Below are 20,339 nucleotides of genomic sequence, written 5' to 3'. Positions count from 1 at the left end.
CGGGGCCTGCGCGTCGTCGAGGTGGTCCCCACGCCCTGACCCGGTCCACGGGTTCCCCGCGAGCCGCGGGGAACCCGGGTCCTCAGCGGCGCGTCGGCACGGCCCCGTCGCCGGTGAGGTCCACGACGGCCGGTTCCCCGTCGGGGGCGCCGCCGTTCCGGGAGGTGCGGGCGCCCTCGGGCAGGGCCGCGGGATCGGCCTTGCCCCACTGCGCCTCGACGTCCTCCAGCAGGCCCTCCAGGTAGGCGCGCAGCTGCGCGCGGCAGGCGCGCCCGAACGCCTGCAGGTAGACGACCTGCTCCTGCACCTCTTCCGGTGTCAGGCCGCCCGCGGGCACGGCGGCCCCGGCGGGAGAACCCGCACCACCCGGATCGACCGGTTCGCCGGGGTCGCCGCCGGTCCGGGCGGCGGCGCGCCGCACGATCTCGTCGGCCTCGTCACGGGCCTGCTGCAGGAGGTTCTCGTACTGCTCGCGCGCCTGGGTGGCCAGCATCCTGCTGAAGCTCTCGGCGTCGGCGACGTACTGGTCGGCCGTCTGCTGGGCCGCGGCGAGGATCCCCACCGCCTGGTCCGTGGGGTCGACCGGGGTGGCGGTCCCGCCCGCCGCCGGCGCGCTGCGGCGCAGCGCCTGGACCTCCTCGCGCAGGGCGGCCCTCTCGGCGGCCAGCCGGCCCACCTCGCTGCGCACGCGGGCCAGGAAGGCGTCCACCTCGCCGCGGTCGTAGCCCCGCTGCAGCAGCGGGGCGGCGCCGAAGCCGACGTCCCACGTCACGTCCTCCGCGACGTCCTCCGCGACGCCCCGCGCCGCGCCCTGCGGCATGCTGCGCGGGGTCCCCTGGTCGCTCACCGCGACACCTTCCCTCCGACGTCGGGCCCCGAACGGCTCGGGGCGAAGACCTGCGCGCGCACCCGCTCGCGCGGCAGGCCCTGGGCGGTCAGCAGCTCCACCGTGCGCTCGACGTCGCGGCGGTCGCCCGCCACGTGGGCGTCGCGGGCGTTCCACGGGCCGTGCTGCAGCACCACCTCCGGCAGGTCGCCGTTCAGGTGGGTGGAGCGGGTGTCGCCGGAGACGACGGTCGTCACGGTCAGCCAGGGGTGCTCGGACTCCAGCCGGCGCAGGTCCGGCAGGTCGTACAGCCCCGCGTCGTCGTGGGCGCCGACGAACAGGTGGACCCGGCGGCCCGGGGTCCCGGCGGCGACCTCGGCGACCAGCGCCTTCGCGGGGGCGAGCCCCGCGCCGGCGGCCACCACGAGCAGGTCGCGGTCCGAACCCGGCAGCAGGGCCGGCTCACCCACCGCCGGGCCCAGGCGCAGGACGTCGCCCACGCCGACGTGCAGGGCCAGCGCCGAGCTCACCGGCCCGCCGGCGTGGGCCTGCACGTGCAGCTCCAGCGCCCCGTCGGGGCCGTGGACGCCCGCCGGGCAGTAGTACCGCCACAGGCGCGGGCGCAGTTCCGTCTCCACCGAGACCGCCTGGCCGGCGCGCACGGGCAGGGGCGCGTGCGGTTGCACGCGCAGCACGCTCACGTCGACGGACCGGCGCTCGTGCTCGACGACCTTGGCGTCCCACCACGCGGGCTGGTCGGCCGCGGCGTCCGCGGCCTCCACCATCACCTGCGCGACGAGGCCGTAGGCGGCGGTCCAGTCCCGCTCGAGGTCCTCGTCCCACTCGTCGTCGAAGTGCCGCAGCGTCGCCAGCAGGCTGGCGCCGACGGCCGGGTAGTGCGCGGCGAGCGTGCCGAACTTGCGGTGGTCGCGCCCGAGCCCCTGCAGGACCGGCACCAGGGAGTCGAGGTCGTCGACGAGCGCCACCACCTGCCCGAGCGCGCTGAACAGCTTGTCGCGCTGGTGGGCCATCGACACGGGGAACATCGGCCGCGTCTCGGGGTGCCTCAGGAACAGGTGCGAGTAGAAGTACAGCGGCGCCTCGTCACCGGCGGCGGCCGCCTTGGCGAAGCTGGCCCGCATGGCCGCGACGTCCACGGGGCCTCGTCCCGCCCGCTCAGCCCGCGGCCGGCGCTGGGCGGGCGCCGTCCGCCGGGCCGTCGACGCCGTCCACGACCGGGGCGCCGTCGATGCCGTCCACGACCGGGGCGCCGTCGGTGCCGTCCGCCGGCAGGGCGTCGGGACGTCCCTCGGCGAGCGCCAGCAGCCGGCCGGCGAGCTCGCGGGCCCGCTCGCGCGCCTCGGTGCGGGTGCGCTCGACCTCGGCGATCGCCCGCTCGGCCTCCTCCTGCCGGCGGCGGCTCTCCACGTGCAGCGCGAGGGCGGCCTCGCGGGCCTTCTCCTCGGTGGCGAGGGCCCGCTCCTCCGCCTCGGCGACGATCGCCGCGGCACGCTGGCGGGCGTCGGCGAGCGCCGCGTCGGCGGTGCGCTGCGCGAGTTCCAGCAGGCGGGCGGCCTGCTGCGGCACGTCCGTCGCGCCGGGATCACCGGTGCGCTGGGTGCCGTCGACGGTCGTGGCCATGGTCCCTCCGGTGGACGCTGTGCGCCGCGACCCCGGGGACCGGGCGCGACGCGCCAGTTCTACCAACGCGGGAGCCCGCTGTCACGACCCGATCGCCGTCGGTGCGGTGCGGCGGGCGCGGTCAGCGGCCGCCGAGGATGTCGCGGATCTGCTGCTTCTGCGCGTCGCCGAGCCCGAGGGTGTCGGCGACCGAGTCGAACCACAACGGCTCGTCATCCCCGCCGAGGAACCCACCCGGGGCGTCCTCCTCGGCGGCGACCGCGGCGGCGACGGCGGGCCAGCACCCGCGCTGCACCGTCCACGGCGTGCCGTCGCTGACGAGGCCGAACGCCGCCAGGTCCGCGAGGCGCTCGCGCACCTCCCCCACGGCCGCGGGGGCGGCCGGCCCGAGGTCGGCCCCCTCCTCGACGAGCTCGGTCAGCGCCGCCTCGTCCAGCGGGTCACCGGCGACCGCGGCCGCCAGCACCGTCGGCAGCACGGCCTCGGCGACGGAGAACCCGCCGTCGAGGGTCGCGGGGTCGTCCAGGAGGAAGCGGCCCACCAGCTCCCGGCGGAGCTCCCGCGCCTCCGGGTCCGCCCCCAGCCAGCCGTCCGCCGCCGCACCGGGGGCCAGGGCCGTCTCGTCCTCCCCGTCGAGCAGTTCCAGGTCCAGCATCGTCAGGACGACCTGCCGCAGCCACGGCACGTCCTCCAGGTGCGGGGGCTCGTCACCGGGCGCGCCGCGGTCGAGCTCGGCGAGCAGCGCCGCGACGTCCCCGGGGGCGAGCTCCTCGTCGTCGGGGACGGCGATGCCCTCCCCGACGTGGGTGAGCACGGCGCTCGCGGCGCGCACGGGGAAGGAGCCCAGGACGGCCGCGTCCTCCTCCTCGGGCCCGACACCCTCGGCGGCCTCCTGCAGCACCTGCACCAGGTCGACCTCCTCGGGGCCGAGGATCGCCAGGCACGTCTCCAGGTGACCGGCCGGGCCGCTCCAGCGGCCGGTCTCGGCGAGGAAGCCCAGGAACTGGTACCAGACCGCCCGCAGGTCGGCCTCGACCTCCTCCGGCTCGGGCGAGCCGGTGCGCTCCACCAGGGCCGGCAGCACCCGCCCGGTCAGCGCCTCGACCTCCTCCGGGGAGAAGCGCGTGACGACGGCCTCGCGCGCCGGCGGCCGCAGGGCCAGCAGACCACCGAGGGAGGCCGCGAGCGCGTCGACGACGCCGTCGGCGCCGACCTCCTCGTCCACGACGGCGCGCTCGCGCAGCCACTCCTCCAGGGGCCGGCGCAGCTCGCGCAGGGCCCGCTCCCCCGTCTCGCGCAGCTCGTCCAGGGCCGGCATCTCGTCTCGCGTCGACACCCGTGCACCCTCCCACCCCGGCCGGTGGCCCAGCCACCCGCGACCGGGGGTGGGCAACCGGGCGGGTTCACTTCCACCGGGCCGGTCCACTTGGTACCGTCACGCCAGGTAAACGTTATCCGCAGGTACGGTCGATGACGACTGGAGAGACCATGCACCACGTTCGAGCACGCGGCCGAGCGAGGCGGCCCCGATGAGCGCACTCGGCGAACTGCGCACGCTCAAGGGGCAGCAGAGCACGGACAAGCGGGACACGAAGGTCGCCTACCTCTTCCTGCTGCCGTGGTTCGCAGGCCTCTTCCTCATCACCATCGGCCCGATGGCCGCCTCCCTCTACCTGGCGTTCACGGACTACAACCTCATCCAGCCCCCGGAGTGGGCCGGGCTGGACAACTTCCAGCGGATGCTGACGGACGACCGGCTGCACAACTCGCTGAAGGTGACGTTCCTCTACGTCTTCATCTCCGTACCGCTGCAGCTGGCGCTGGCGCTCGCCCTGGCCGTGCTGCTGGACCGGGGCCTGCGCGGACTGCCCCTGTACCGCTCGATCTACTACCTGCCCTCGCTGCTCGGCGCCTCCGTCGCCATCGCCGTGCTGTGGCGGCAGATCTTCGGCACCCAGGGCCTGGTCAACCAGATCCTCGCGCTCGTCGGCATCGACGGCCGCGGCTGGATCTCCGACCCGTCCACGGCGCTGGGGACCATCATCATCCTCAACGTCTGGACCTTCGGCGCCCCGATGGTGATCTTCCTCGCGGGGCTGCGCCAGATCCCGCGGATGTACTACGAGGCGGCCTCCACCGAGGGGGCCGGGCGCTGGCGGCAGTTCCGCTCGGTCACCCTGCCGCTGCTGACCCCCATCATCTTCTTCAACCTGGTGCTGCAGCTGATCCACGCGTTCCAGTCGTTCACCCAGGCGTTCGTCGTCTCCGGCGGCACCGGCGGGCCCAGCGACTCGACGATGTTCTACACGCTGTACCTGTACCAGAGCGGCTTCCAGAACTTCGACATGGGCTACGCCTCCGCCCTGGCGTGGTTGCTGGTCATCATCATCGGGGTGTTCACCGCCATCAACTTCTACGCGTCGAAGCTGTGGGTGTTCTATGACGACTGAGATCTCCTCCACGCGCACGGGCGCCACGCCCTCCGCGGCGCCCTCCCCCAGCAAGCGCGACGAGACGCCGTGGCCCAGCCGCGTCCGCTCCCTGCTCAAGCACGCGGCCCTGATCATCACCGCGTTCGTCATGCTCTACCCGGTGCTGTGGATGATCGCCGGCTCGCTGCGGTCCCAGGACCAGATCTTCCAGGCACCCGGCCTGTGGGTCTCCGACCCCCAGCCGCAGAACTACCCCGACGGCTGGGCGGCGCTCGCGTCCCCCTTCGGGCACTACATGCTCAACTCGGCGATCATCGCGATCGGCTGCATCCTGGGCAACCTCGTCTCCTGCTCGCTGGCCGCCTACGCGTTCGCCCGCATGGAGTTCCGGGCGAAGAGGACCCTGTTCGCGATCATGCTCATGACGATCATGCTGCCGATCCACGTCGTGATCGTCCCGCAGTACATCCTCTTCTCCCAGCTGGACTGGCTGAACACCTTCCTGCCGCTGGTCGTGCCGAAGATCCTCGCCACGGACGCGTTCTTCATCTTCCTGATGGTCCAGTTCATCCGGGGCATCCCGCGCGAGCTGGACGAGGCCGCGCGCATCGACGGCTGCGGGCACTTCCGCATCTTCGGCCGGATCATCCTGCCGCTCATGGTGCCCGCCCTGGCCACCACGGCGATCTTCACGTTCATCTGGACCTGGAACGACTTCTTCAGCCAGCTGATCTTCCTGACCGACCCCGACATGTACACCGTGCCGGTGGCCCTGCGCTCCTTCGTCGACGCGACCTCGGAGTCGTCGTGGGGCTCGCTGTTCGCGATGAGCGTGGTGTCCCTGGTCCCGATCTTCCTGGCCTTCCTCTTCGGCCAGAAGTTCCTCATCAAGGGGATCGCGACCACGGGCGGCAAGTGACCACTCCCCGCACCACCGACCACCTCGAAAGTGCCGGGCACGGAAGCCCGGCGGAAGGACGGCCCTCCGTGCCCACCCCCAGCCCCCGCCGCACCGTCTCCCGCCGGGCCCTCGGCGGCCTCGCCGCAGGCGCCGCCGCCACGGCCGGCCTCGCCGCCTGCGGGGGCGGGTCGGCCGGCGACGAGGGCCCGGTGACCCTGCGCTTCACCTGGTGGGGCGCCGACGCGCGCCACCAGTACACCGAGCAGATCATCCAGGCGTTCAACGAGGAGCACCCCGACATCCAGGTGGAGGGCGAGTTCACCGAGTGGTCCGGCTACTGGGACCGCCTGGCGACGAACGTCGCCGCCAACGACGCGCCCGACATCATCCAGATGGACGCCATCTACCTGCGCTCCTACGCCGACAGGGGCGCCCTGCTGGACCTCTCCCAGCTCGAGGGCCTGGACACCTCCGCGATCGACTCCAACGCCCTGGACACCGGCGAGACGGGCGACGGCCTCTTCGGCCTCGTGATCGGCGTCGTGCCGCTGGGCGTCATGACCAACCCCGGCATCGTGCAGGCCGCCGGGCAGCAGGTGCCCGACGACACCACGTGGACGTGGGACGACTACAACGCCCTCGGTGCCGCGATCAGCGCCGCCACCCCCGAGGGCACCTACGGCGTGGCGAACGGCGGCATCGACGAGGCCGGTCTGCAGCTGTGGGTGAAGCAGCTCGGCGGTGCGTTCTACGACGACGAGGGGAACGTGACCCTCGACCCGGCCATGGTCACCGACTGGTACGAGTACAACCTCGGGCTCATCGAGTCCGGCGCCGCCGGGCCGGTGACCCTGGCGATGGAGCGGGCCGTCGCCGCCCTGGACCAGAGCGGCATCGCCACCAACACGATCGCGATGCAGCCGTACTGGGCGACCCAGATCAACGCGCTGGCCGGCGCCAGCGGCCAGCCGCTGACCCTCCTGCGCCCGCCGACGCAGTCCGTCGGCGGGGAGCCCGGCGTCTACTACAAGCCCTCCATGTTCTGGTCCGCCTCCGCGCGCACCGAGCACCCCGAGCAGGTCGCCACGTTCCTGGACTACCTGGTGAACTCCCAGGCCGTCGCGGACCTCATGCTCACCGAGCGGGGCATCCCCGCCAACACCGCCATCCGCGACTACATCACCCCCAAGCTGTCCGAGACGGACCGCCAGGCGATCGAGTACACCGACTCCCTCGCCGACGTCGTCGAGGACACCCCGCCGTCCGCACCGGCCGGCGCCTCCAACATCGAGGAGATCGTCCGCCGCTACGGTTCGCAGGTGCTGTTCGGCGAGCTGCAGCCGGCGGCAGCGGCGGAGGCGATGGTCGAGGAGCTGACGAACGCGGTCGGAACCGCCTGACGGAGCGCCCGGCGCACCACCCACGCACCACCCGTGAACCACCCCGATCCCCGAACCACCCGGTCAACGACGACAGTGGGAGACACCGTGTCCCGATCCCCGCACCCCGCTCCCGGCCCGTCCCGCCGTGCCGTCGGCCTCGGCGCCCTCGGAGCCGCCGCGACCGTCGGTCTCGCCGCCTGCGGGGGCGGCTCCGGCGGGGGCGAGTCCGGCCCCGCCCGGCTGCGCTTCACCTGGTGGGGCTCCGACGCCCGCCACGAGTACACGCAGGAGATCATCAGGGCGTTCAACCAGGAGAACCCCGACATCGTGGTCGAGGGCGAGTTCACCGAGTGGTCCGGCTACTGGGACCGCCTGGCGACCAGCACCGCGGCCAACGACTCCCCCGACATCATCCAGATGGACGCCGCGTACCTGAAGTCCTACGCGGACCGCGGGGCCCTGCTGGACCTGTCGGAGGAGGACGGCCTCGACACCGGCGGGATCTCCGACGGCGACCTCGCCCTCGGCGAGTCCGACGGCGGCCTGTACGCGATCGTGCAGGGGGTCGTGCCCCACGCCATCGTGGCGAACACCCAGATCCTCGAGGCCGCCGGTGTGCCGGTGCCGGACGACACCACGTGGACGTGGGAGGAGTACGCGCGCATCGGCAAGGCCGTGACCGACGCCGGCCTGCCGGACGTCTACGGCATCCAGACCGAGGGCGTGCAGGGCCCGCCCATGGAGAACTGGGCGATGCAGATGGGCGAGACGCTGTTCACCGAGGACGGCGGAGTGGGGCTGAACCCCGACACGCTCGCCTCGTTCTGGGAGTACCACCTGGGCCTGGCCGAGTCGGGTGCCGGCACCCCCGTCACCCTCACCATCGAGCGCAACCCCACCTCCTCCGCGCTGGACCAGTCCGGCACCGCCACCAACACCGTGGCCTTCGCCCCCTGGTGGTCCACGCAGCTCACCGCCCTGACGAACGCGTCGGGGCAGCGGCTGGTCCTGCTGCGCCCCCCGGCGCAGACCCCGGGCGGCGACCCGGGCCTGTACTACAAGGCGTCCATGTACTGGGCGGTGTCCTCGCGCACGGAGCACCCCGAGGCCGCCGTGCGGTTCATCAACTACCTCTCCACCGCCGACGCGGTCGCCGACCTCATGCTCACCGAGCGCGGCATCCCGGCCAACCCCGCGTTCCGCGAGCGCATCGTGGACAAGCTCTCCGAGACCGACCGGGCCGCGCTGGAGTACGTGAACTCCATCGAGGACGTCGTCAACCCCGCGCCGCCGATCCCGCCGGTCGGCGGCTCGTCGTCCGGGGAGATCATGACCCGCATCGGCTCCGACGTGCTGTTCGGCCGGCAGACGCCCGACGCCGCCGCGCAGGCGTACGTCGACGACCTGACCGGCCAGATCGAGTCCGCCTGACCCCCGCCTCCCCGTCCCCCGCGAACCACCACGTCCCCTGAGGAGAACCGATGACTCCGTCGACGACGCCGGGCACATCGACCACGACCCGCCGCCTCCTGTCGCGCCGCGCCTTCACCGCCGGCCTGGCCGGCACCGCGGCGACCACCGCCCTGGCCGGTTGCGGCGGTGGTTCCGAGACCGCCGAGGGCAACGCCTCCCTGCGCTTCACCTGGTGGGGCTCGGACACCCGCCACGAGATCACCGACCGGGCCATCAAGGCCTTCCAGGCGGAGCACCCCGACATCGCCGTCCAGGGCGAGTTCACCGAGTGGTCCGGGTACTGGGACCGCCTCGCCACGAACGTCGCCGCCAACGACGCCCCGGACGTCATCCAGATGGACGTCCTGCAGCTGCGCTCCTACGCCGACCGCGGTGCGCTGCTCGACCTCGCCGACACCGAGATCGACACCAGCGGCATCCCGTCGGACACCCTCAGCACGGGCCGCACCGCCGACGGCCTGTTCGCCGTCCCCGTCGGCGTCAACGCCCACGTCGTCGTCGCCAACCCGGCCCTGTTCGAGGCGGCCGGCGTGCCGCTGCCGGACGACACCACCTGGACGTGGCAGGAGGCGGCGGACATCGCCCTGCGCATCTCCCAGAGCGGGCAGCCGGACGTGCACGGCTGGCAGACCATGGGCCTGGACGAGGCCAGCCTGCAGCTGTGGGTCTCCCAGCTCGGCGGCGAGTTCTACGGCGACGGCACCGAGGTCACGCTCGACCCCGCCCACGTGGCCTCCTGGTGGCAGTACAACCTGGACACCATCCAGTCCGGTGCGGCCGCCCCGGCCACCCTGGCCGTGGAGCGGCAGGCCGCCGGGCTCAGCCAGTCCGGCACCGCCACCGGCACCGCGGCGATGGCCGTGTGGTGGGCGAACCAGGTCACCGCGCTGTCCTCCGCAGCCGGGCAGGAGATGGTGCTGCTGCGGCCGCCGCTGCAGGAGGCGGGCGGTTCCCCGGGCCTCTTCTACAAGGCGTCCATGTTCTGGTCCATCTCCTCGCGCTCCGAGAACCCCGAGGCCGCGGCGACCCTCGTGGACTGGCTCTCCAACTCCCCGGAGGCGGCGGAGATCCTGCTCACCGAGCGCGGCATCCCCAGCGACCCCGAGCTGCGCGACCAGATCACCTCGCTGCTGCAGCCGTCCGACGCCCAGTCGGCGGAGTACGTGGAGTCCCTCGAGGACGTCGTCGTGCCCGCACCACCGGCCGCACCCCCGGGCGCCAGCACCGTCCAGGACCTCGTCACCCGCTACGGTTCCGAGGTGCTGTTCGGCGCGCAGACGCCCCAGGCGGCCGCCGAGGCCATGGTCGCGGAGCTCCAGGCCAACGTGGCCTCCGCCTGAAACCCGCCCAGACCCCGCACCCGTCCAGCCAGGAGGCACCCCCCGTGACGAGCACCCCGTCCCCCCGCAACGTCGTCGTCGTGGGTACCGGCGGCATCGCCGCCGCCCACGCCCGCGCCCTGACCGCCCTCGGTGACCGGGTGCGCCTCGTGGCCGCGGTGGACGTCGACGCCGGGCGCGCGCAGGCGTTCGCCGAGCAGTGGGGCGTGCCGCGCGCCACCACCGACCTGGCGGAGGTCCTGGCGGACACCCGCGTCGACCTCGTGCACGTGTGCACCCCGCCGAGCGCGCACGTGCCGGTGGCCGAGCAGGCGCTGGCCGCCGGGGCGAGCGTCGTCGTGGAGAAGCCCATCGCCCTCTCCCTGGCGGAGACCGACCGGCTCCTCGCGGCCGAGGCGGCCTCGGCGGGGTCCGTGGCGGTGGTCTCCCAGCACCGGTTCGGTTCCGGGGTCTGCCGGCTCACCTCGATCGTCGCCGACGGCACCCTGGGCCGTCCCCTCGTCGCCACCTGCCTCACCCAGTGGTACCGCCCCGACGAGTACTTCCAGGTCCCCTGGCGCGGCAGCTTCGAGGTCGAGGGCGGCGGCCCGACGATGGGCCACGGCATCCACCAGATGGACGTGCTGCTGTCCGTGCTCGGGCCGTGGGAGGAGGTCAGCGCCATGGCCTCGCAGGGAGCGCGCCCCACCCGCACCGAGGAGGTCTCCGTCGCCACCGTGCGCTTCGCCTCCGGCGCGCTGGCCAGCGTGGTGAACTCGGTGGTCTCCCCCCGCGAGACGACGATCCTGCGCTTCGACCTGGAACTCGCCACCGTCGAGGTGCACCACCTGTACGGCTACGGTGACGACGACTTCACCGTCACCGCCGCCCCCGGCCAGGAGGAGATCGCCACCACCGCGTGGGCGCGCGAACCGCAGGGCGTGCCCAGCGGTCACGAGGCGCAGTTCCGCGAGGTCCTCGACGCGCTCGACGCCGGCGAGCTGCCCCCGGTGCCGCTGGCGGGCGCGCGCGACACCCTCGAGCTCGTCGCCGCGATCTACCGCTCGGCGTTCACCGGCGGCGCCCCGGTGCGCCGCGGGGAGATCGACGCCGAGGACCCGTTCGCGGCCCGCATGGACGGCACCGGCGCTCCCTGGGCCCGGATCCCCAGCGCCCGCTGAGACAGCCCACCACCCCCGAGAGGACCAGCACCCCATGAGCACCACCACCGCGGCGACGGCGCTCGCGCTGGACGACACGACGCCCGGGCGCCTCGTCGTGCGCGCCGGCGACGTGGACATCGCCACCTACGTCCACGACGGCGACTTCGCCGCCAGCGAGTCCCGCAAGCCGTACCTGCACCCGCTGCGCACCCTCGACGGCGCCGTCGTCACCGCCTACCGCCCGAACGACCACCGCTGGCACAAGGGCCTGCAGATGACCGCCTCGCACGTGTCGGGGCAGAACTTCTGGGGCGGCGGCACCTACGTGCACGGGCAGGGGTACGTCCCGAAGGACAACATCGGGCGGATGCGGCACGACGCCTTCGACGCCGTGGAGGCCACCGGTGACGCGGTGAGGTTCACCGAGCGGCTGACGTGGATCGCCTCCACCGGGCAGGAGTGGGCCCGCGAGGTGCGCACGCACACCTTCGGCTCCGTCGACGTCGACCGCGGGACGTGGACCCTGGACTTCGACACGGAGATCACCAACACGCGCGGCGAGGTGCTGGAGCTGGGCAGCCCGACCACGCACGGGCGCCCCGCCGCCGGGTACACCGGGTTCTTCTGGCGCGGCCCGCGCGGCTGGACCGGCGGAGCCATCACCACGCCGGACCACGAGGGCGAGGACGCCATGGGCACCTCCAGCCCGTGGCTGGCGTACTCCGCCACGCACGACGAGGTGGACGGCGGCGGCACGCTGCTCGTCCTGGCCGGCTCGGCGTCGACCACCTCCAACCCCTCGGTGCCGCTGCACTGGTTCGTGCGCCACCAGCCGTTCCCGGCGATCGCGCCCTCCTTCGCGTTCTCCGAAGAGGTCGTCCTCGCCGACGGCGAATCGCTGCGGCTGCGGCACCGCGTCGTCGTCGGCGACCGCGTGTGGGACCGGGGGGAGATCGAGGCGGTCGCCGCGGCGAACGCCCTGGACGCGGACCGGTGACGACCGGCGCCGTCCCGGAGTTCCCCGGTGCGGTCGGGCTGTCGGAGCTGAACGTCTACCCGTGGGAGACCGCGGACGACCTGCACGGCGGTTCCCCGCACCTGCACACCACCTGCACGGAGGCGTACGTCGTCGTCGGCGGCCGCGGTGAACTGCACACCCTGACCACCTCCGGGTACGCCGAGCACCCCCTGACCGCCGGGGACGTCGTCTGGTTCACCCCCGGCACGATCCACCGCGCCGTGAACGTCGAGGACCTCAAGGTGGTCGTCGTCATGCAGAACTCCGGCCTGCCGGAGGCCGGCGACGCGGTGATGACGTTCCCCCCGGAGCACCTGCGCGACGAGGAGAGCTACCGGCGGGCCGCCTCCCTCACCGGCCCGGACGGCACCCCCTCGCCGCAGCGGGCGCGGGAGCGCCGCGACCTGGCCGTGGCGGGCTTCACCGAGATCCTGCGCCGCACCCGATCCGGCGACGCGACCGCGCTGGCGGAGTTCCACGCCGCCGCGGCCGCGCTCGTGCGACCGCGCACCGCACGGTTCCGCGAGCGCTGGGAGCACGGTGCGGCCGCGGTGGCCCGCCGCACCGGCGAGCAGATCGACGCCCTCGAGCGGGGTGAGCACGCCCACCTCGCCGACGGCGTCGTGACCCGGCTGGAACGGCCCGAGCCGACGACGCTGGGGATGTGCGGGTTCCTGGCGCCCTACGACGCGGCGCGGGTGGCGGCGGGCGGCTGAGCCGCCCCGGGGCCACCCGCGCTGCGGTGAGGGGTCAGTCGGTCGGCTCGGACAACGGCGCGTCACCGCCGTCACCGTCCGCCTCCGCGCCGTCCGGCACGACGTCACCGGACGGCGCGGAGGTGCTGTCCTCCTCGCGGCTGCGCGCGGCGACCCGGCGGACCTCCTCGTCCACCCGCTGCTCGATCTCGTCGACTGCCTCGGGCAGTTCCGAACCGGGGGGCGCGGGCGCCTCCCTGGGGACCGGTGCGCCGTCGGGGCCGGTGCTCATGACTCGCGTCCTCTCCGTCGTCCGCTGGCCGCACCACCGTAGCCAGGACGGCCCTCCACCGCCCCCCGCGCCGGCACCCGACCGCTGCTGCGCCGAGGGGCGCGCCGCCCCGTCCTGGGCCACAGTGGACGTCTCCCCCGCGTCCGCGAGGGTGAGCCCAGCACCGAGGAGACCTTCGTGTCCGAACGCCAGACCGTCATCCGCTCCCTGCACGACATCGGCCTCGCAGCGTGGTTCGGCGGTTCGCTGTTCGGCGCGGTCGGCCTCAACGGCGCCTCCGCCGCCGTCTCCGACCCGCGAGACCGCACGCACGTCGCGACCGCCGGCTGGGCGCGGTGGGCGCCGGTCAACGCGGCCGCGATCGCCGTGCACAGCATCGGCGGTGTCGGGCTGATCCTCGGCAACCGCGGGCGGGTCGCCGCTCAGTCCGGCACCCGCGGCAACACGGTGGTGAAGTCGGTGGTCACGCTCGCGGCGATGGGGGTCACCGCGTACTCCGGGCTGCAGGGCGCGAAGCTGGGCAAGGACTCCCACGCCCCCGCCGCCTCGGGCGTCGACCCCGAGCAGGGCACCCCGCAGGACATCGCGAGCGCTCAGAAGCGCCTGAAGCTGCTGCAGTGGAGCATCCCCGCGCTGACCGGCGCGCTGATCGTCATGACCGCCCAGCAGGGTGAGCAGCAGAAGGCCGGCCAGGTCGCCTCGGGCCTGCTGGGGGTGCTGAAGCGCTGAGCCGCCCGGAGCGGCCCGCCGCCGGCGCACACCGACGGCGGGCCGCGCTCACCCGGTGGTGAGGGCCACCCAGCGCACGAAGGCGTCGAACCAGCCGTCCGAGGTCGTGCCCCGCTCCAGGGCGCCGAAACCGTGACCGCCGCGGGCGTAGGCGTGCACCTCGACCTGCAAGCCGCCCCGTCGCCAGGCGTCCTGCAGCCGGAGGCAGGAGCCGACGACCGCGTCGCCGAGCTCGTCGTCCGCGGCCCAGGCCAGGAAGAGCGGCGGCGCCGGCTGCGGGAGCGCCACCTCGCCCCACCAGGCGGGGTAGACCGCGCCGAGGAACGACGGGCGTTCCTCGGCCGTCCCGTCGAGGGTGGTGACCAGGGAGACGTAGCCGCCGGCGGAGAAGCCGAGCGCGCCCACCCGGTCCGGGTCCACGTGCCACGCGGCGGCGTTCTCGCGCACCAGGCGCAGCGCGGCGCCGCCGTCGGCCAGGGCCTGCGGTCGCTGCGCCCGCGACACCTCCGCGAGGTGGTCGCGGTCGCCGATGCGCCGCATCGCGGCGGCGAAGCCCTCCTCGTCGGTGGGTGTGGGCACGAGCCGGTAGTGCAGCACGAACGCGGCGATCCCCCGCTCGGCGAGCCGCTGCGCCACCAGGTCGCCCTCGTGGTCGGCGGCCAGGACGTGCAGGGCACCGCCGGGGGCGATGACGACGCCGGTGCCCGTGCGCGTCGCCGGGTCGGGCAGGTGGGGGGTCAGCGTGGGCACGGTGACGTTGCGCAGCAGCCGCTCACCACCGGCGCCGGTGCAGGCGACCACCGCGGTGTCCTCGTCGCGGTGCCCGCCGAGGGGGACGGGGTCCAGGCGCAGGACGCCTCCGCCTCGCGCCGCCGCCGGCTGCGGCGACGGCGCGAGGGGGTGGGCCGGGGTGGTCACGAACCGGTGGTGGCGTTCATCGCGTCGGCGAACTGCTGCGGGGTGGTGCTGAGGGTGAACAGCTTCTCGATGTTCTCCAGCAGCGCGTCCGCGGCGGTCGGCGACAGCGCCTGGTCCCAGGACTGCTGGAACGTCGGCGCGCCGGACGCGAGGTCGTAGACGAACTGCAGCCAGTCGGCGTCCTCGGAGTCCCCGAAGCGGCTGTCGGAGCCGACGACGATGGGCACCGACCCGGCAGCGATCCACGCGTCCGTGGTGGCGTCGGTCACCAGCCCCTCGGCGAGGAAGGCCTTGGCGGCGGCCTTCGCCTCGTCGGTGGCCGTGGCCGACACCGCGTAGTAGCCGGACGGGTTGCCCACGGTCGCCGCCGGGTCCCCCTTGCCGCCGGTGACGGTGGGGAAGTTCATGTACCCCAGGTGGCCACCGGTGACGAAGTCGCCGCCGTCGGCCTTCATGGACCCGTACGTCCAGGCGCCGTGCAGCATCATGGCGGCCTTGTCGGTGTAGAGCAGGGCCTGGTCGGCGTTGGAGTCGGCGGCGATGGAGGCGAAGCCGTCGACGAAACCGCCCGCGCGCACCAGGTCCTGCACCTTCGTCAGGGCGTCCAGCGACTCCGGGCGGGACCACGCGTCCGGCTCACCGTCGTAGATGTCCTGGAAGAGCTCGGCTCCGCCGATGCGGTCGTAGAGGTACTCCAGCCACATCATGTTCGTCCACCGGGACTGCCCGCCCAGGGAGACCGGGGCGATGCCCGCGTCCTTGAACACGGGCACCAGCGCCATGAGGTCGTCCCAGGTAGCCGGCGGCTGCGCACCCACCTGGTCGAACAGCTTCTTGTTGTAGTAGAAGACGATCGGGGTGACCGCCTCGCACGGCATGGCGTAGATCTTGCCGTCGACGGTCGCCGCCGCGAAGGCGCTGGGGAACAGCTTGTCCTTCAGGTCGGCGTTCTCCTCGAAGAACGGGGTGAGGTCCTCCACCTTGCCGTTGCGGACGTAGTCGCGCAGGCCGCCCCCGCCCCAGGTGGGCAGGATCGTGGGGGCCTGGTCCGCCCCGATGGCCGTGCGGATCTTCGCCTTGTACGCGTCGTTCTGGAAGGCGGTGAGGGTGATCTCCTGGTCACCGTTCGCCTCGTTGAAGGTGTCGACGGCGTCGGTGCGGATGCCCTCCCCGGGTTGCCCGGTCAGGATCCACATGGTCGCCCCGCCGCTGGAGGCCTGGCCGGGTCCGGAGGACCCGCAGGCGGCGAGGGCTGAGGCGGCCAGCGGGGTGGCCAGGGCCAGGGTGAGGAACGAGCGGCGGGTGGCCGGCGTGGTGGTCATGGGGGACTCCGTTGCGCTGCGCCGCGGCGGTGCGGCGGTAGGGGGGCAAGGGAAGCACACGGAGGGGTGTATCGCTACACCCCTCCGTGCGGTGCTCAGCGGGCTGCGGGCTCCGCCGCGTGCAGGTGGCGCAGCCGCTCGGGCACGACGGCCTCGCGCGGCCCGGTGGGGGTGAAGGCGTGGCGCTCCACCCCCAGCCCGCGCAGGACCGCCCGCTCCACCGGGGAGTGCTCGGTGGCGTCGGCGCGGTCGAAGCGCAGCGGTTCGCGCAGCGCGATGGGCGGGTTGGTGATCAGCCGCTGGGCGCGCAGCACGTTCTGCGACGTGGCGTGCAGCACGTAGGGGTGCATGAGCACCACGTCCCCGGCCCGACCGGTGATCTCCGTGAACTCCCGGCACCGCTCGATCAGCCGCGTCTGCTGCAGCTGCTCGGGCAGCACACCCTCGGGGTGCTCGGCGAGGAACCGGGCCACCACGCCGACGGAGTCGGTGGCCACGAAGGTGCCCCCGCCGCGGCTGTGCACGTCCGTCCACAGCACGATCGTCAGCAGGCCCTGCTCGGGCGAGTCCAGGAAGTGCCGGAAGAAGTCGCCGTCCTTGTGCCAGCCGGGCACCGCGGCGCTCGGCTCGCGGAACGGCTCGTCCGCGCCGACGCCGAGGTTGGCGATGAAGCCGTCGCCCCACCGCCAGGGCAGCTCCACCCGCTCGGCGCCGCCGAGCAGCTGGCAGGCCGCGGCGAAGGCTCGCGGGGCGAACTCTGCCGCATCCACGTGATCCTCGGAGGGCAGGTGGACCCGGGGGCGGTCCCAGGTGCCCGGGTCGTCCGGGTCCACGCCCAGGCGCTGCCAGCCGCGCTGCACCCAGGTGGCGGCCGCGGCCGGGTCGAAGGCGCCCGGCACCACCACGTAGCCGGTGTCCAGGAAGTGCTCGACCTGAGCGTCGTCGAGCACGGGGGTTTCGTCGGTCATGACCGTCCTTCGGGGTGCACGGGGAGGGCGAGGGGGTGGGTCGGCTGCACCGCCGGCTCACCCCTTGAAGGCACCGTCCATGATGCCGGAGACCATCTGCTTGCCGAAGAAGGCGAAGAGCACCAGCAGCGGGATGGTGACCAGGAACGAACCGGCCATGGCGAGGCCGAGGTCGACGGAGATGTTGCTCTGCAGGGCCTTGATGGCGATCTGCGCGGTGTACATGTCGGGGGACTTCAGGACGATGAAGGGCCACAGGAAGTCGTTCCAGGCGTTGACGAAGCCGAGCAGCCCGAGGACCGCGGCCGCCGGCCGGACGACAGGGAAGGCGATGCGGGCGAAGATCTGCCAGGAGTTCGCCCCGTCCATGCGCGCCGCCTGCAGCAGCTCGTCGCTGATGGTGGCGCTGATGTGCTGGCGCATCCAGAAGATGCCGAACGCGCTGACCAGGCCGGGGACGACGAGCGCCTGCAGGGTGTCGACCCAGCCCAGGGTGGAGATGACCATGTACTGCGGGATGACGGCGAGCTGGGCGGGCACCGTCATGGTCAGCACGAGGATCAGGAAGAGCACGTCACGGCCGCGGAAGGTCATCTTCGCGAAGGCGAAGCCCGCGAGCGAGCACAGGAACGCCTGCCCCACGGCGATGAGGGCGGCGACGATGAAGCTGTTGATGAGCGATCGCACGAACGGCACGGTCTCGAAGACGAGCCTCAGCAGGTCGAGGAAGTTGCCCCCGGGGACCACGCGCGGCGGCAGCTGGGTGGCCGCCTCGGAGCCGACGGAGGAGACGACGAACATCCAGTAGACCGGGAAGACGCACGCGGCCGCCGCCAGGCTGAGGATCAGGTAGGTGTACCAGCGCACGCGCACGATGCCCCTGCGCCGGCGACGGGTGCTCGCAGCCGGCCGGGTGTCGTTGCGCCGACGGGAGTCGGTGGTGGTGGCCATGTTCAGCCCTTCTTCCCCAGACGGCTCGAGAGCAGGAAGTTGATGAACGCCACGATGACGATGATGGCGAACAGCGCGACGCCGATGGCCGAGCCGTAGCCGAACTTGAACGACCCGAAGCCCTGCTCGAAGAGGAACAGCGACAGGGTCTGGCACTGGCGCGCGGTGCCGCAGGTGAGGGTGCCGTTGGACAGCAGCAGCGGCTCGGTGAAGATCTGCAGGCCGCCGATGGTGGACATGATGACGGTGAAGACGATCACCGGGCGCAGCGACGGCAGGGTGATGTGGAAGAACTGCTTGACGGGGCCGGCTCCGTCCACCGCGGCCGCCTCGTACAGGTCGCGCGGGACGGCCTGCAGCGACGCCAGGTACAGCAGGGTGTTGTAACCGAACCAGCGCCAGATGACCATGGCCGAGATGAGCACGTGGCTGCCGACGGCCGTGGACATGAAGTCGACGTGGCCGAAGCCCAGCAGCTCCAGGAACCAGTTCAGCAGGCCGTAGTCGCGGTTGAAGAGCTGGGCGAAGACGATCGCCGTCGCCGCCACCGAGGTGATGTAGGGCAGCAGCATGGCCATGCGGAAGAAGTTGGCCAGGCGCAGGAAGGCGTTGTTGAGGACCTGCGCCAGGATCAGCGCGATGATCAACTGGGGGACGGTCGAGATGATCCAGATGCTGAAGGTGTTGCGCAGCGCGTTCCAGAAGCGCGGGTCCTCACCCAGCTGGCGGAAGTTCTCCAGGCCGACGAACGTCCTGTCACCGATCGGGTTCCAGTCGAACAGCGCGACGTAGAAGGTGAACAGCAACGGGAAGAGGCCGAAGACGAGGAAGAGCACGTAGAAGGGGGCCACGTACCCGTACGGCGCCAGCCGCTCCCAATGCCTCTCCACCGGCCGCGTCGCGGTGGCCGGCTTGACCGGCCGCAGCGTGCCGGGGGTCAGGGTGGCGCTCATCAGGCGCCGATCGCGGTCTTGATGTTCTTGGTGGCGGTGTCCCACGCGGCGTCGGCGGGGGCACCGTCGCCCTCGACGCCGTTGAGCGCGTTGAGCAGTTCGGTGCTGATCTCGGTGTTGTACTCGCCGTTCACGAAGGGCTCCAGGCCCAGGACGGCCTGGGTGAAGATCTTGCCCGTGGGAGCGTCGCTGAAGAAGGGGTCGGTGTGGTTCACCAGCTCCGGCTTGTCGTAGTTGACGGGAGTGGTGGGCAGCGACCCGGCGTCGATGAAGTGCTGCAGCTGCTGCTCGGGGGACTGCATCGTCGTGATGTAGTCCCACGCCGCCTGCGGGTTGGCCGCGCGCGCGGGGATGGCCAGGTAGCTGCCGCCCCAGTTGCCGCTGCCACCGGGGATGGTGGCGATGTCCCACTTGCCCGCGGTGTCGGGGGCTGCGGAGCGGATGGACCCGAGCATCCACGACGGCGCGGCGACGGCGGCGAACGCCCCCTTGGCCATGCCGGCGTTCCACCCGTCGGTGAAGCTCTCCAGCTTCGCGGTGATGCCGGCGGCGATGGCCTGCAGCCCCAGGTCGAAGGACTCGCGGACGATGGGGTTGGTGTCGTAGACCACCTCGCCGTCGGCGGAGTAGTACTGCTCCTCACCCTGCGAGACGGCCTGCAGGAAGACCGTCGTGGCGGCGTTGTCGATGAACGCCATGCCGGTCGCTTCGGTGTAGCGCTGGCCGGTGGCGATGAAGTCCTCCCACGTCGGCCACAGCGCACTGACCTCGTCCCGGTTCGTCGGGAGCCCGGCGGCGGCCATGAGGTCGGTGCGGTAGGCGATGCCCATGCCGCCGACGTCCGTGGGGATGCCGATGATCTCACCGGACTGGGCGGTGGCCTGCGCCATCACCCACTCCACGTAGTCGTCCTGGATGTCGTCGGCGCCGAGCGTGGTGAGGTCGACGAAGTTGCCGGGGTTCTTCATGAACTTCGGCAGGTCACCCGCCTGGATGAGCACCAGGTCGGGCACCTTGCCGCCGGCCAGGGCCGTGGTCAGCCCCTGCGCGGTCTCCTGCGCGTTGCCGACCTCGGTGAGCTTGACGGTGACCTCGGGCGCGAGCTGCTTGTACTCCTCGACGGAGTCCTTCTGGTTGATGCCGGTGAAGGACCAGAACTCGAAGGTGTTCGGGTCGCTCGAGGCGGACGAGCCGCCCGAGCACGCCGAGGCCGTCAGGGCGGCACCACCGGCGAGCGCGGACAGCGCCAGCACGCGGCGGCGGGAGAGCGCCGAGGCGGTGGAGGACAGCGGGGGCACGGTGTTCACGGGGATCCCCTCCCTTGGGGAGTCGTGGTGGACCGCGGCGGCTGCGGCC

Annotated in this window: 20 protein-coding genes; 9 read left to right on the top strand and 11 right to left on the bottom strand. The window is 72.9% G+C overall.

Annotation, left to right across the window (positions count from 1 at the left end; all coding sequences use genetic code 11):
• Positions 1–82: 82 nt before the first annotated feature.
• The 4 genes from MN205_RS06520 to MN205_RS06505 form a co-directional block, all read right to left on the bottom strand.
• Entirely contained in the window at positions 83–847 is a 765-nt protein-coding gene (locus MN205_RS06520; protein ID WP_242125484.1) for a DivIVA domain-containing protein, read from the bottom strand.
• On the bottom strand, positions 844–1,983 hold the full coding sequence (locus MN205_RS06515; RefSeq protein ID WP_242125482.1) for a globin domain-containing protein: 1,140 nt from the start codon (positions 1,981–1,983) through the stop codon (positions 844–846). Before MN205_RS06515 ends, MN205_RS06520 begins: the two co-directional genes overlap by 4 nt.
• A 19-nt stretch (positions 1,984–2,002) precedes the next feature.
• Positions 2,003–2,467 (bottom strand): hypothetical protein, encoded by a 465-nt coding sequence (locus tag MN205_RS06510; protein ID WP_242125480.1) that lies wholly within the window; start codon positions 2,465–2,467, stop codon positions 2,003–2,005.
• 121 nt (positions 2,468–2,588) lie between these two features.
• On the bottom strand, positions 2,589–3,803 hold the full coding sequence (locus MN205_RS06505; RefSeq protein WP_242125478.1) for a hypothetical protein: 1,215 nt from the start codon (positions 3,801–3,803) through the stop codon (positions 2,589–2,591).
• Between the two features lie 193 nt (positions 3,804–3,996).
• Here MN205_RS06505 and MN205_RS06500 point away from each other — a divergent pair, with 193 nt between their 5' ends.
• The 8 genes from MN205_RS06500 (at position 3,997) to MN205_RS06465 (ending at position 12,871) form a co-directional block, all read left to right on the top strand.
• Entirely contained in the window at positions 3,997–4,917 is a 921-nt protein-coding gene (locus MN205_RS06500) for a carbohydrate ABC transporter permease (protein ID WP_242125476.1), read from the top strand.
• On the top strand, positions 4,907–5,818 hold the full coding sequence (locus MN205_RS06495; protein ID WP_242125474.1) for a carbohydrate ABC transporter permease: 912 nt from the start codon (positions 4,907–4,909) through the stop codon (positions 5,816–5,818). The genes MN205_RS06500 and MN205_RS06495 overlap by 11 nt, the downstream gene beginning before the upstream one ends.
• A gap of 68 nt (positions 5,819–5,886) precedes the next feature.
• Positions 5,887–7,200 carry an ABC transporter substrate-binding protein gene (locus tag MN205_RS06490; RefSeq protein WP_242125472.1) on the top strand — a complete coding sequence of 438 codons (1,314 nt, stop codon included), beginning with the start codon at positions 5,887–5,889 and terminating at the stop codon, positions 7,198–7,200.
• Positions 7,201–7,287: 87 nt separating this feature from the next.
• Positions 7,288–8,613: an ABC transporter substrate-binding protein gene (locus MN205_RS06485; protein WP_242125470.1), complete on the top strand. Its 1,326-nt coding sequence runs from the start codon at positions 7,288–7,290 to the stop codon at positions 8,611–8,613.
• Positions 8,614–8,663: 50 nt separating this feature from the next.
• The gene (locus tag MN205_RS06480; protein WP_242125468.1) at positions 8,664–9,995 is read left to right on the top strand and encodes an ABC transporter substrate-binding protein; all 1,332 of its coding nucleotides are present in this window, start codon (positions 8,664–8,666) and stop codon (positions 9,993–9,995) included.
• A gap of 44 nt (positions 9,996–10,039) precedes the next feature.
• Positions 10,040–11,155, top strand: coding sequence for a Gfo/Idh/MocA family protein (locus MN205_RS06475; protein WP_242125466.1), 1,116 nt, complete (start codon positions 10,040–10,042; stop codon positions 11,153–11,155).
• Between the two features lie 34 nt (positions 11,156–11,189).
• A complete protein-coding gene (locus MN205_RS06470) occupies positions 11,190–12,134 on the top strand; it encodes a PmoA family protein (protein WP_242125464.1) in 945 nt (314 codons plus the stop codon).
• Entirely contained in the window at positions 12,131–12,871 is a 741-nt protein-coding gene (locus MN205_RS06465; RefSeq protein WP_242125462.1) for a cupin domain-containing protein, read from the top strand. The genes MN205_RS06470 and MN205_RS06465 overlap by 4 nt, the downstream gene beginning before the upstream one ends.
• A gap of 34 nt (positions 12,872–12,905) precedes the next feature.
• Here the strand turns inward: MN205_RS06465 and MN205_RS06460 are convergent, their stop codons facing one another.
• On the bottom strand, positions 12,906–13,142 hold the full coding sequence (locus tag MN205_RS06460) for a hypothetical protein (RefSeq protein WP_242125460.1): 237 nt from the start codon (positions 13,140–13,142) through the stop codon (positions 12,906–12,908).
• A 177-nt stretch (positions 13,143–13,319) separates the two neighbouring features.
• On the opposite strand from MN205_RS06460, the gene MN205_RS06455 reads away from it, so the two are divergent.
• Complete coding sequence (locus MN205_RS06455; protein ID WP_242125458.1) at positions 13,320–13,871, top strand: hypothetical protein; 552 nt, start codon at positions 13,320–13,322, stop codon at positions 13,869–13,871.
• A 48-nt stretch (positions 13,872–13,919) separates the two neighbouring features.
• Here the strand turns inward: MN205_RS06455 and MN205_RS21660 are convergent, their stop codons facing one another.
• The 6 genes from MN205_RS21660 to MN205_RS06425 all read right to left on the bottom strand — a co-directional run bounded on the left by MN205_RS21660 (position 13,920) and on the right by MN205_RS06425 (position 20,290).
• Positions 13,920–14,789 (bottom strand): alpha/beta hydrolase, encoded by an 870-nt coding sequence (locus tag MN205_RS21660; RefSeq protein WP_242125456.1) that lies wholly within the window; start codon positions 14,787–14,789, stop codon positions 13,920–13,922.
• Positions 14,786–16,111, bottom strand: coding sequence for an ABC transporter substrate-binding protein (locus MN205_RS06445; RefSeq protein WP_242125454.1), 1,326 nt, complete (start codon positions 16,109–16,111; stop codon positions 14,786–14,788). Before MN205_RS06445 ends, MN205_RS21660 begins: the two co-directional genes overlap by 4 nt.
• 95 nt (positions 16,112–16,206) lie before the next feature.
• A complete protein-coding gene (locus MN205_RS06440; protein ID WP_242125452.1) occupies positions 16,207–17,079 on the bottom strand; it encodes a phytanoyl-CoA dioxygenase family protein in 873 nt (290 codons plus the stop codon).
• A 57-nt stretch (positions 17,080–17,136) separates the two neighbouring features.
• Entirely contained in the window at positions 17,137–18,030 is an 894-nt protein-coding gene (locus tag MN205_RS06435) for a carbohydrate ABC transporter permease (protein WP_242125449.1), read from the bottom strand.
• Positions 18,031–18,032: 2 nt separating this feature from the next.
• Positions 18,033–18,983: a carbohydrate ABC transporter permease gene (locus MN205_RS06430; RefSeq protein ID WP_242125448.1), complete on the bottom strand. Its 951-nt coding sequence runs from the start codon at positions 18,981–18,983 to the stop codon at positions 18,033–18,035.
• Positions 18,983–20,290, bottom strand: coding sequence for an ABC transporter substrate-binding protein (locus tag MN205_RS06425; RefSeq protein WP_242125446.1), 1,308 nt, complete (start codon positions 20,288–20,290; stop codon positions 18,983–18,985). Before MN205_RS06425 ends, MN205_RS06430 begins: the two co-directional genes overlap by 1 nt.
• Positions 20,291–20,339: the final 49 nt, after the last annotated feature.

The organism is Kineococcus sp. TRM81007, from assembly GCF_022669155.1.
GTDB lineage: Bacteria > Actinomycetota > Actinomycetes > Actinomycetales > Kineococcaceae > Kineococcus.
Note: the sequence above shows the minus strand (reverse complement) of the source record. Positions and strands in the feature narration are given on the sequence as shown.